At 42.1% G+C, this 12,562-nt stretch carries 11 protein-coding genes; 2 read left to right on the top strand and 9 right to left on the bottom strand.

The features are described 5' to 3' along the window. Positions 1–24 precede the first annotated feature (24 nt). The gene (locus BDE27_RS02615) at positions 25–498 is read right to left on the bottom strand and encodes an Lrp/AsnC family transcriptional regulator (protein ID WP_099132496.1); all 474 of its coding nucleotides are present in this window, start codon (positions 496–498) and stop codon (positions 25–27) included. A gap of 122 nt (positions 499–620) precedes the next feature. Between BDE27_RS02615 and BDE27_RS02610 the strand changes: the two genes are divergently transcribed. Both BDE27_RS02610 and queC read left to right on the top strand, forming a co-directional pair. Continuing rightward, complete coding sequence (locus BDE27_RS02610; RefSeq protein ID WP_099132495.1) at positions 621–1,673, top strand: PLP-dependent cysteine synthase family protein; 1,053 nt, start codon at positions 621–623, stop codon at positions 1,671–1,673. 32 nt (positions 1,674–1,705) lie between these two features. After that, on the top strand, positions 1,706–2,404 hold the full coding sequence (queC, locus tag BDE27_RS02605; protein WP_099132494.1) for a 7-cyano-7-deazaguanine synthase QueC: 699 nt from the start codon (positions 1,706–1,708) through the stop codon (positions 2,402–2,404). A 71-nt stretch (positions 2,405–2,475) separates the two neighbouring features. Here the strand turns inward: queC and BDE27_RS02600 are convergent, their stop codons facing one another. From BDE27_RS02600 to tig, 8 genes are all read right to left on the bottom strand, one after another. After that, entirely contained in the window at positions 2,476–2,883 is a 408-nt protein-coding gene (locus BDE27_RS02600; protein WP_099132493.1) for an acyl-CoA thioesterase, read from the bottom strand. Positions 2,884–3,029: 146 nt separating this feature from the next. Next, on the bottom strand, positions 3,030–3,413 hold the full coding sequence (locus BDE27_RS02595) for a ComEA family DNA-binding protein (protein WP_099132492.1): 384 nt from the start codon (positions 3,411–3,413) through the stop codon (positions 3,030–3,032). Between the two features lie 163 nt (positions 3,414–3,576). Further along, complete coding sequence (gene ppiD, locus BDE27_RS02590; protein ID WP_099132491.1) at positions 3,577–5,457, bottom strand: peptidylprolyl isomerase; 1,881 nt, start codon at positions 5,455–5,457, stop codon at positions 3,577–3,579. 174 nt (positions 5,458–5,631) lie between these two features. After that, positions 5,632–5,907 carry a nucleoid-associated protein HU-beta gene (gene hupB / locus BDE27_RS02585; RefSeq protein WP_167450523.1) on the bottom strand — a complete coding sequence of 92 codons (276 nt, stop codon included), beginning with the start codon at positions 5,905–5,907 and terminating at the stop codon, positions 5,632–5,634. A 243-nt stretch (positions 5,908–6,150) separates the two neighbouring features. Next, positions 6,151–8,505: an endopeptidase La gene (lon, locus tag BDE27_RS02580; protein WP_099132489.1), complete on the bottom strand. Its 2,355-nt coding sequence runs from the start codon at positions 8,503–8,505 to the stop codon at positions 6,151–6,153. Positions 8,506–8,710: 205 nt separating this feature from the next. Then, complete coding sequence (clpX, locus tag BDE27_RS02575) at positions 8,711–9,982, bottom strand: ATP-dependent protease ATP-binding subunit ClpX (protein ID WP_099132488.1); 1,272 nt, start codon at positions 9,980–9,982, stop codon at positions 8,711–8,713. Between the two features lie 138 nt (positions 9,983–10,120). Beyond that, the gene (gene clpP, locus BDE27_RS02570) at positions 10,121–10,744 is read right to left on the bottom strand and encodes an ATP-dependent Clp endopeptidase proteolytic subunit ClpP (protein ID WP_099132487.1); all 624 of its coding nucleotides are present in this window, start codon (positions 10,742–10,744) and stop codon (positions 10,121–10,123) included. Between the two features lie 270 nt (positions 10,745–11,014). Next, positions 11,015–12,319, bottom strand: a complete 1,305-nt coding sequence (gene tig / locus BDE27_RS02565) for a trigger factor (protein ID WP_099132486.1) — start codon at positions 12,317–12,319, stop codon at positions 11,015–11,017. Between the last annotated feature and the right edge of the window lie 243 nt (positions 12,320–12,562).

Genomic DNA, 12,562 nt, shown 5'->3' with positions numbered 1-12,562 from the left:
AGCACCTACCGACCAAAGGGATCTTTATGATGTTACTGAATCTGGTATTGGCAGCGCCGTTGTATATTTGATCTTTTCCATAGCAAAGTTAGAGGTAACATCAATCAAACCAGAAACCCCATTTACCATACGTTTGTAGAAATGATCATAACTCTTCATATCAACAACTTCTATATGCATCAGGTAATCATATTCACCAGCCATGCGATAAAATGTTAAGACTTCTGGCATCTCTTTTATAAAGGTGACAAACTGTTCATACCATTCACTGCTATGTTGCTGGGTTTTAATCATCACTATCACTGTCAAACTCAGACCGAGTTTTTCCCCATTTAACAAGGCAACCCTGCCAACAACATAACCTTCATCTTCAAGTCGTTTAAGGCGCTTCCAGCAAGGTGTCGAAGTCAAATTAACGGCTTCAGCCAGTGCGTTCAAGGATAGACTACAATCCTGTTGGAGCAGTTCCAGTAGCTTACGGTCTATTTTATCTAACATATCTAAATCCTATAGAAATATTTCCCAAATATAACGGATATTCTCAGAAAAATAATAATCTATTTCTCCGAATGTAAGGGTAATCTATATACCACTACGGTATTATTATTTAGGGTCAATTTATGTCGTCTTTATGGGCTACAAATGCCATAAAAGCTATCCAAGCTGATTATCAACGCAGCGCTGATACACATCTCATTCGTCTTAATCTCCCAATATTTCCGAGTATTCACCTCTATCTCAAAGATGAGAGCACTCATCCTACTGGTAGCCTCAAACATCGACTTGCGCGTTCCCTGTTCCTTTATGCGCTCACTAATGGTTGGATCCAGGAAGGAACACCTATTATTGAAGCCTCATCCGGAAGTACTGCTGTTTCGGAAGCTTATTTTGCCCGCTTACTTGGTTTACCATTTATTGCAGTTATGCCTTCCTGTACTGCTAAGCGCAAAATTCAAGAGATTGAGTTCTATGGCGGTAAATGCCATTTTGTAGAGCATTCCGCCTTGATTTATCAAGAATCAGAGCGTCTGGCAAAAGAGCTTAATGGCCATTACATGGATCAGTTTACCTATGCCGAGCGAGCAACTGACTGGCGAGGAAACAATAATATTGCAGAAAGTATTTTCCGCCAGATGCAACTAGAGCCTTTTTCTGAACCAACTTACATCGTTATGAGTGCAGGAACAGGTGGCACATCTGCGACACTTGGTCGTTATATCCGCTATCAGGGATACAACACTAAACTCATTGTTGTCGATCCAGAGAACTCCGTCTTCTACGATTGCTACCATCAGAACCGCCACGATATTTGCGGAAGTACTGGCAGTAAAATAGAAGGAATTGGCCGCCCACGCGCAGAGCCTTCTTTTATTCCTACGGTTATCGATGACATGATCCAGGTTCCCGATACTGCCACGATTGCTACCATTTATTGGCTTGAAAAAATAATTGGCAGAAAAACCGGCGCATCAACAGGAACTAACGTCTGGGGAGCTTTACAACTCGCCAAGCAAATGCACGATAACAACCAAAAAGGGGCAATTGTGACATTACTCTGTGATAGTGGAGAGCGCTACCTTGATACTTATTACAACCCAGAGTGGGTTCGAAATAATATCGGTGATATCACACAGTACCTAACACAACTACCCAAGTTAGATGGTTATAAGTAACATATCTCCTTCAATTTACAGAGGTAGGTATCATGAAACGAGCCGTTGTTGTATTCAGTGGTGGACAGGATTCCAGCACTTGTTTAATTCAGGCACTCCATCAATATGACGAAGTTCACTGTGTCACCTTTGATTATGGACAGCGTCATCATGCTGAAATTGATGTAGCGTGTCGTATAAGCAAAGAATTGGGTACTGCTGCCCACAAAGTACTTGATGTTACTTTATTGAACGAGCTCGCAATCAGTAGCCTGACAAGAGACAGCATTCCCGTACCCGATTTCAGTGAAAGTGAAAAAAGTGGTCTCCCAAGTACTTTTGTGCCTGGCCGTAATATATTATTTTTAACTCTGGCGGCAATTTATGCTTATCAGGTTGAAGCTGAAGTCGTTATTACTGGCGTTTGTGAAACAGATTTTTCGGGCTACCCAGATTGCCGTGATGAATTTGTCAAAGCACTCAATAAAGCAGTCAGCCTTGGTATCGCTCGTGATATTCGTTTCGAAACCCCTCTAATGTGGTTAAACAAAGCAGAAACTTGGGCATTGGCAGATTATTATCAAAAATTGGACTTTGTTCGCAATAAAACCCTTACGTGTTATAACGGTATTCAGGGTGATGGATGCGGTGAATGCGCTGCCTGCCATCTCAGGGCTCAGGGATTAAAGCATTATTTAAACAATGTCCAAGCCACGATGTTAGATATGAAATCCAAAACCCATCTTAGTTAATCAAAACGATCTCATTAACGTGATCTGTGAGAGGTTCGTGAAACCTCTCATTCCACATTTTTATTTTATCGTTATTCGGCATTGTTTTTATATGCTTCCATCCTTTCTCGTAATTCACCTTCTAAAACTAATGCTTTTTGAGTTTTAAAATCAATACAAGCAAATGTGGTTAAAGCATCTGCAATAATTTGATTATCACCTCTGCGTATAATTTCCTGAAAAAATGTACCGCTTTTGTTACGTAACTCTCGCATCGAAGATTTCACCTCCAGCTCATCTGTAATCACGGCTGGATGGCGATAATTAATATTGATATTCACCACAACAAAACCAATATTCTTACTATTTAACCATTCCAGCGTGTCATCTTCAGTAAGTAAATCCCAGCGAGCTGCTTCCATAAATTCCAAATAACGAGCATTGTTCACATGCTGGAAAAGATCAATATGGTAACCCCTGACTTTGATAATCGTGCTCATTGCTTTTTTTCCTTACACTCATCCGACCAGACAAGATGTAACAATAGCAAAACAATTTAATTCCAATAGTGTTTAATCAATTATTCTTGATCGATATCACAGCCCTCTTGATTAAATGACTGGCAATGCACAAGAGGGCATAACACTTAGTAAGTCAATTTATCTCGATTTTTCTCTATAAAAATCGGACCAATACCTTGTACTTCCTGTAATTGTTCTATTGCTGTAAAAGGACCATATTTTTCACGATACTCAATAATCGCCTGTGCTTTTTTAGCTCCAATCCCATTGAGTTCTTTCGCTAACTCTTCAGCATTTGCAGTATTAATATTAACAACATCTTTTCCCTGTAATTGCTGACCTGAAACTTGCTCTCCCCCTTCTTTCACCTTACTGTCTTCAACGGTGGTTTTAACAGGTTGTTTCACCATTTTATCAGTAGATTCATTAACGGTAGCTGCATAAGTTAATGGCATGCTGATACACAATGCCATCATGAATGAATTAAATAATATCCTTAAATATTTCATGTAAATCTCTCCATGTTTTATGGGTGTATGTTTTGTTGGTGAAAGAAAGATTGCCACAATAATATTTCTGGGCAACAGGCAAGGTTTAGATATGCGAAAGGCCACGAAAGTGGCCTTTTTCAATTACTATTTTGCAAAAACAGATGCGAGTAACTTCGCAATTTTATTCAAGTTGACCAAATTTAATATCCGCATCATCACGTAAATTCATTATTAATGACTCCAGCATGATATTACCGGTCTGATACTGATAACCCACCATATATTGTTTGAGCAAATCATCTGTAACAGATCCAGGAACGACTTGATCCAATTGGATAAGCACCGCGTTACCCAATTCATCTTGAGCTAATCCATATACAGGCTTACCCTCTTTAGGATGAGGTAAAGTGAATGCCACATCGGTAGCCTGATTGGTTTGTGGCAGATGTTTTATCACGGTAGGTTGCTCGAACTGAATTCCCGCGGTTTTCAATGCTTGCTCACCTTTGCCTTCTTTCAGGGCAGTCAGTAGTTTTTCACTTTCAATCTGAAGTTGTTTTTCTGCTTTCTGGCGTTTCACCAATTCAGTAACTTCAGGTTTAGCCTGTTCAAACGACTGGATTTTCTCAGGCTTAACATTGTCAACACGCAGAATAAAAGCTCTATCGCCTTCAACCGAAATGACATCAGAGTTAATTCCTGTTGCGCCTTTATCATCAATCAAATTGCCAGAGAAAATAGCCTGAACAACTTGGTTGAAATTAATATCAGTGGGAACCTGATCGCGATCAAACCAGTCCGTGGTCACAGCTTGATAACCCGCCGCTTTTTCTGCTGCTGCCAAAGACTCATTATCATTAGCTGCGGCATCACTTACTTTCCGCTGTAATGCATAGAAAGCATCAACTGCTTTTTCCTGCTTAACAATTTTTTCTATTTCCGAACGCACATCTGCCAACGGTTTGACTTCCTGAGGCTTAATATCATCTAAACGGAAAATGGCATATCCATTGGCTAATTTGACCACATCGGAAAATTGCCCTTTCTGTGTCAAATTCGCTGATTTTAGCTCATTAGGCAGAGAACTTTCTTCCATCCACCCCAAATCACCACCCTTTTGAGCAGAAAATTTGTCAGTCGATTTTTCTGACGCCAATTGACTAAAATCAGCTCCTTTTTTTAACTCATCCAAAACCGATTTAGCAGCAGAGTCTGAATCCAGTTGAATAAAGCTATACTTCTTCTGTTCAGGTTTAGTGTATTTTGCCAGGTTGTTTTTATAGTATTTTTCAACATCAACATCAGATACGGTGACATTTTTCAGTTCATTGGCAGCATCCATTTTGATGTAACTGACTTTCACTTTTTCCGGCACAGTGAAATGCTTACTATTTGCGTCATAGTATTTTTTCAGCTCTTCATCGGTAACTGTTTGCTTCTCTTCAATTGACTTCAATTCAAGAGTCGCAAAACGTACTGTCCTTTCTTGCAAAAGTAATGCCGCTTCCCGTTTTATTTCTGGCAGTAAGGCAATTTCCGCACCTATAACAACTTGCTTCAATTGACGATTAATCAGTTCCTGACGAACCTGTTCCGCAAAACTATCAGGGCTGATGTTTGAATGGGCAAGCCAGCTTAAGTACTCCTGATATTTGTTGTTATCAAATTGGCCGTCAGTCTGGAGAAACGGTAGATTACGCATCTCCTGCGCAACCTGATTATCGCTTGCCGATAAACCCAGCTTACGGGCATATTGTTCAATCAGAGTAGCATTGATAAGTCTCTCCAATGATTGGCGCCGAAGCTGTTGTAGCATCTGTTCATCGCTTAACAACGTTGAGAATTCATCTCCCAGCTTTTCCTGCTGAGCATTTTTTTCTTGTAAAAATGCCTGCTCTAGCTGAGCACGACTAATGGTTTGGCCATTCACTTTGGCAGCATAACTACCACTTTCGCTTGATAAGTAACCGGTTACACCCGTCACCAAAAAAGTCAGGATAATTAGAGCCAACACAATTTTGAGCACAGGACCGTTCGCCGCCGTGCGTAGGTTGTCCATCATAAAGACGTAAAACTCCGCTTTAGTGAAAAAGAAACTGTCATATTACGACAATTCAAACGCTAAGAGAAAAAAAGCGCACCAATCAATTGATGCGCTTATATTCTAGCCTATCAACACGCCCCAGTCAGTTGAAGTTTATGGCAATAACAAAAACTAGGGTCTGTTTCCTGCTCATTAGCCATTAACCGCGTCTTTTAACCCCTTCCCAGCTCGGAAAGCAGGTACTTTTGCTGCTGCGATCTTGATTTCCTTGCCTGTTTGAGGGTTGCGTCCTGTACGCGCAGCACGCTCACGTACAGTAAACGTACCGAACCCCACTAAAACGACATCATCACCGTTTTTCAATGCACCAGATACGGAAGAAATGAATGCATCTACTACACGTCCGGCTGCTGCCTTAGAAAGGTTGGCATCAGCAGCAATTTTGTCGATCAGTTGTGACTTATTCACTCTTATCATCCCCATTTTAGTATTACTATCGTAACGGAAACCGATTTACAACAGATAACACGACAGTTATGCCGTCATATCAATCCTTTTCCAGTATTAGCAAGAAATCATGGAACAGCAAAATTTTTAATCAGATAATTAGACTAATCTAACTTAATGACACAAAAAAAGGCTGGCAAGCCTGGATGTGCTCACCAACCTGAATTTTATACATAGTTCTTGAGTTAGCTCACTATTTTTGTACTATTTTAGTGATACCACTTCTGCGCCAAATGCGGGTTCCTGCAAAGCGATAGATAAAACATCTTCTATACGCTTAACGGGATGGATCTCCAGATCTTGGATCACATTCTGTGGGATCTCTTCCAGATCTCGTTTATTGTCATCTGGGATCAAAACCGTTTTAATTCCCCCACGATGCGCTGCCAGCAGTTTCTCTTTCAGGCCACCGATTGGCAGTACTAAACCACGCAGAGTAATTTCCCCTGTCATGGCTACGTCAGCACGAACCGGATTACCCGTCAGGCAAGAGACCAACGCGGTGCACATTGCAATCCCCGCACTTGGGCCATCTTTTGGCGTTGCTCCTTCCGGAACATGAACATGAATATCACGTTTTTCATGGAAATCAGAGCTGATACCCAACTTATCAGCACGGGCACGAACGACTGTCAATGCCGCCTGGATGGATTCCTGCATCACTTCACCCAATGAACCGGTATAAGTCAATTTACCTTTACCTGGTACACTGGCTGTTTCAATCGTCAGCAAATCACCACCCACTTCTGTCCATGCCAAGCCAGTTACCTGACCAACCCGATTTTCTGTATCAGCACGACCATAATCCACTTTTTGCACACCCAGATAATCTTTCAAGTTATCCGCATTAATTTCGATGTGCTTAAGTTTCTTATCCATCAGTAATGCTTTAACCGCTTTACGACACAATTTAGAGATTTCACGTTCCAAACTACGAACGCCGGCCTCACGCGTGTAGTAACGGATGATGCCAATAATTGCACCATCATCGATAGTCAATTCGTCTTTCTTCAGAGCGTTACGCTCGATCTGTTTTGGCAGCAGATGACGTTTGGCAATATTCAATTTTTCATCTTCGGTATAGCCCGATAGACGAATAACCTCCATACGATCCAGCAATGGAGCCGGAATATTCATAGAGTTAGATGTTGCCACGAACATGACATCGGAGAGATCGTAATCAACTTCAAGGTAATGATCGTTAAATGCTACATTTTGTTCAGGATCAAGCACTTCTAACAATGCTGAAGCTGGGTCGCCACGCATGTCGGATGACATTTTGTCGATTTCATCCAGCAAGAACAGTGGATTTTTAACCCCTACTTTGGACATTTTCTGGATTAATTTGCCCGGCATTGAGCCAATATAAGTACGACGATGTCCACGGATCTCCGCTTCATCGCGTACACCACCTAATGCCATACGCACATATTTACGCCCAGTTGCACGCGCGATAGAACGGCCCAATGAGGTTTTGCCCACACCAGGAGGCCCTACCAAACAAAGTATTGGCCCCTTAAGCTTGCTAACGCGGCTCTGTACCGCAAGATATTCAAGAATACGCTCTTTGACACGCTCCAAACCATAATGATCTGTATCCAGCACTTCCTGAGCTTTTACTAAATCTTTTTTTACCTTGCTACGTGAAACCCAAGGAACTTGCACCATCCAGTCAATGTAACTACGAACAACCGTTGCTTCAGCCGACATCGGAGACATCATTTTTAATTTCTGCAATTCAGCTTCGGCTTTCTCGTGAGCCTCTTTCGGCATTTTCGCGTCTTCGATCTTACGTTTCAGCGTCTCATATTCATCAGGTGCATCATCCATCTCACCCAATTCTTTCTGAATCGCTTTCATTTGCTCATTCAGGTAGTACTCGCGCTGGCTTTTTTCCATCTGTTTTTTAACGCGATTACGGATACGTTTTTCTACCTGTAACAGATCGATTTCTGATTCCATCATTGCTATCAGATATTCAATGCGTTCAACAACATTAGACATTTCTAAAACCGTCTGTTTGTCATTGATTTTCAAAGGCATATGTGCAGCGATGGTATCTGCTAATTTTGCCGCATCTTCAATACTGTGCAACGATGTCAATACTTCTGGCGGGATCTTTTTATTCAGTTTGACGTAACCTTCAAACTGGTTAATAACCGTTCTTACCAGAACTTCTTGCTCACGTTCATCAACGTCAGGAGATTCAGAGTATTCAACTTGTGCATAGAAATACTCGCCATTATCCGTCAACGTGGTAATGCGAGCACGCTGCAAGCCTTCAACCAGAACTTTTACTGTGCCATCTGGCAACTTTAACATCTGTAAAACAGAAGCCACTGTACCTACGGAGAAAAGATCATTGACTCCCGGCTCATCAGTAGATGCTTCTTTTTGCGCGACCAACATGACTTGTTTGTCATGCTCCATTGCTGCTTCCAGGCAATGAATCGACTTCTCACGCCCAACAAACAGAGGGATCACCATATGTGGGTAAACCACTACATCGCGCAAAGGCAATACAGGGATTTCTATGCGTTCAGAACGCTCAGGATTCATAGAGCTCTCTCTTCGTTTAGCTTTCGCCAGTTTTAGGAATCTCGTGAAACACGGTTTTCACGAGTTTCACTTCAAAGAATATAAAATATATGGGGACAGGAATCTGACATTCAATAGCCTATACCGGCAAAAAACAAAATGAGGGAGTATCCCTCATTTGTTTTTTCAATGCATATTGATAATCGGTGCTTCCTACTCCATTTCTTCACTCACCAGAAACTTGGGCATCCGGCTTGCTATATATCAATAATGGTGCGGAATTATCTTCAACAACCGTTTCATCAACGACAACTTTCTCTACGTGTTCCATCGATGGCAGATCGTACATTGTATCCAGTAAAACGTCCTCAACAATTGAACGAAGACCACGAGCACCCGTTTTACGTGCCATTGCTTTTTTCGCTATGGCAGTCAATGCTTCTTTTCTGAACTCCAGTTCAACACCCTCAAGGTTAAACAGGGCTTGATACTGTTTGGTCAGCGCATTTTTCGGTTCCTGTAGGATCTGGATCAGTGCTTCTTCATTAAGTTCGGTCAGCGTTGCCACGACTGGCAGACGGCCAATGAATTCGGGAATTAGCCCAAATTTAATCAAATCTTCCGGTTCAACCTCAGACAGCAATTCACCTTCTGTGGCTTTCTCTGATTCACCCCTAACTGTAGCACTAAAACCAATACCTGAACTGATATTCAAACGCTGGCTGACAACTTTATCCAAACCGGCAAATGCACCACCGCAGATAAATAGAATTTTGGAAGTATCAACTTGCAAGAATTCCTGCTGTGGATGCTTACGACCACCTTGAGGAGGAACCGCTGCCACAGTGCCTTCAATCAGTTTCAACAGGGCCTGCTGAACCCCTTCTCCTGACACATCGCGAGTAATTGATGGATTATCAGACTTACGGGAAATTTTATCAATTTCATCAATATACACGATACCACGTTGTGCTTTCTGCACATCGTAGTCACATTTTTGCAGAAGTTTTTGGATAATATTTTCTACATCTTCCCCAACATAACCCGCTTCGGTTAATGTCGTGGCGTCAGCCATAGTAAACGGAACGTCTAAATAGCGAGCTAATGTCTCTGCCAACAACGTCTTACCGCTACCTGTCGGGCCAATCAACAGAATATTACTTTTGCCGAGTTCCACACCGTTAGTGGAATCACCATTACGCAATCTCTTGTAATGGTTATAAACCGCAACTGCTAACACTTTTTTCGCTGTTTCCTGGCCGATAACATAATCATCCAGATGTTGTCGAATTTCATGAGGAGTAGGCAACGCGCTTCGCTCACGATGTGGTACCAGTTCTTTAATTTCTTCGCGAATGATATCGTTACACAAATCGACACATTCATCGCAGATATACACTGACGGGCCGGCTATTAATTTCCGTACTTCATGTTGGCTTTTCCCGCAGAAAGAGCAATACAGCAGCTTTCCTGAACCGTCTTTGCGCTTATCTGTCATCAGTCAACCTCACTTTATGAACTGTTATCCCAGTTTGTCCGGCATAACAGAAAAAACGCTATTACTCCGCTTAGATTGGCGTCAACATCAAACTTAGAGAAAAGGCCAGCATCGGAGTAATAAAGTAATTATTAATAATTAGCTGCGCTGGGTGAATATACTATCAACCAACCCGTATTCTACGGATTCTTCAGCTGACAAGAAACGATCGCGTTCTGTATCCTTAACGATCTTCTCAAGTGGCTGTCCAGTATGTTGCGCCATCAATTCGTTCATACGCGCTTTAACCTTGAGGATTTCCTGCGCATGGATCTCAATATCAGTCGCCTGTCCCTGGAAACCGCCTAATGGCTGGTGAATCATAACTCTGGAATTTGGCAGACAGAAACGCTTCCCTTCTGCTCCAGCAGTCAGCAGGAATGCTCCCATTGAACAGGCCTGCCCCATACAAATAGTACTCACATCTGGTTTGATAAACTGCATCGTGTCATAAATAGACATGCCTGCCGTAATAACTCCACCAGGTGAGTTGATATATAAATGAATATCTTTTTCTGGGTTTTCTGCTTCCAAGAATAGCATTTGGGCAACGATCAAGTTCGCCATATGATCTTCAACAGGCCCAGTCAGAAAAATAATACGATCCTTTAATAAGCGGGAGAAGATATCAAATGCTCGCTCGCCACGTGCTGTTTGTTCAACCACCATCGGCACCAAAGACATGTTAGGTGCATATTGATCTTGCTTGCCACTGTATGACATTTCCGTCTCCTAATAGAACTCACGCTGGTGCCATTCATAACTGATTCTACTTGAGATAAGCGATGATGACCATGATCCAAAGTTAACTAACAAGGGGCTTTTCCCCTCTAAAAAGTAGTAAGCTCTTACATAATAGTAAGAAAGGATATGAGGTTAAATCTGTTTTTTTCAAGAACAATAAAAAAACCCGCAAGCACAGCCTGCGGGTTTACTTCGGTTCACTTCATTGAAAGTGAGGTTTCATCATCTCAGGCAATCAATAAATGAAACTTATGCCAATTGATTTTGATTCATAAGTTCATTGAAGCCAGTTTCTTTTTCAGAAACTTTCGCTTTGCTCAGAACAAGTTCAACAGCCTGCTCTTCCAGAGCAATGTTGCGAATGTTGTTCATCATTTCTTTATTTTTGCTGTAGTACTCAACAACTTCTTTTGGATCTTCATAAGCTGCAGCCATCTCTTCGATCAACGCAGTAACGCGATCTTCTTCGACTTTCAGCTCATTGCTGCTGATAACTTCGCCTAACAGCAAGCCAACAACAACGCGGCGTTTAGCCTGCTCTTCAAACAGTTCACGTGGCAGTTCCAGCGCTTGTGTTTCGCTACCGCCAAAACGCTGAGCAGCCTGACGACGCAGTACATCAATTTCACCATCAACAACAGCCGCAGGAACTTCAATTTCGTTAGCCTTAACCAGACCGTTCAGAATCTGAGTTTTGATGTTGTTGCGAACAGCATTTTTCAGTTCACGTTCCATATTCTTGCGAACTTCGGCACGCAAACCGTCAACAGTACTATCAGCAATACCAAAACGCTTGATGAACTCTTCAGTCAGCTCTGGCAGTTCACGCTGTTCAACTTTTTTCAAGTTGATCACGAACTTCGCCGCTTTACCTTTCAGGTTTTCTGCATGGTAATCTTCTGGGAAAGTCACATCGATAGTAAATTCTTCGCCTGCTTTGTGACCAACGATACCATCTTCAAAACCTGGGATCATACGGCCCTGGCCCATTGCCAGAACGAAATCAGTTGATTTACCGCCTTCGAATTCTTCACCATCAATGGAGCCAGTGAAATCAACAGTTACACGATCTTCCGCAGCCGCTGCTTCAGCGGTTTCTTTCCAATCTGCCTGCTGTTTACGCAGTGTGTCCAGCATGTTGTCAACGTCTGCATCTTTTACTTCAACAACAGGTTTTTCAACTTCGATTTCTTCCAGACCTTTCAGTTCAATTTCTGGATAAACTTCAAATTCAACTGCGTAAGTGAAGTCTTCACCTTCTTTAAACTGTTCAGGTTTGTAGCTTGGTGCGCCTGCTGGATTGACTTTCTGCTCAATGATCGCATTGATGAAATTGCGCTGCATCAGATCACCCAGAACATCCTGAAGAACAGAAGCGCCATAACGCTGCTTAACGATCTTCATTGGCACTTTGCCCTTACGAAAGCCGTCGATACGGACTTTCTTTGCTACATTAACCAGTTCACTGTCAACTGCTTTTTCGATATCGGCAGCAGGAACGGTGATTGACACACGACGCCCAAGGCCTTGAGTGGTTTCAACAGAAACTTGCATCTTGTTACCTCAAAAAAATCATAGTGCTCGGTCAACTTCAGAATGGCTGCAAGGCTTAAAACAAGCTGATTGCAGTATTCTTTAAGAACCGGGGCGGTCGCATTTAAAAACCGAGAATCCCTGTGATCAGAAGCGTCCCGAAACCATTCTAAAAATTTAGACGCAACATTATAGCGGCGCAGACAGTATGAGTCGAGAATTGCAAACAAAAGCATGCATGATTCGTTGACTTATGTGATAAAC

It is taken from the genome of Xenorhabdus ehlersii, assembly GCF_003610465.1.
Taxonomy (GTDB): Bacteria; Pseudomonadota; Gammaproteobacteria; order Enterobacterales; family Enterobacteriaceae; genus Xenorhabdus; species Xenorhabdus ehlersii.
The sequence above is the reverse complement of the archived record's forward strand: the minus strand, read 5'-3'. Positions and strand labels throughout refer to the sequence as shown.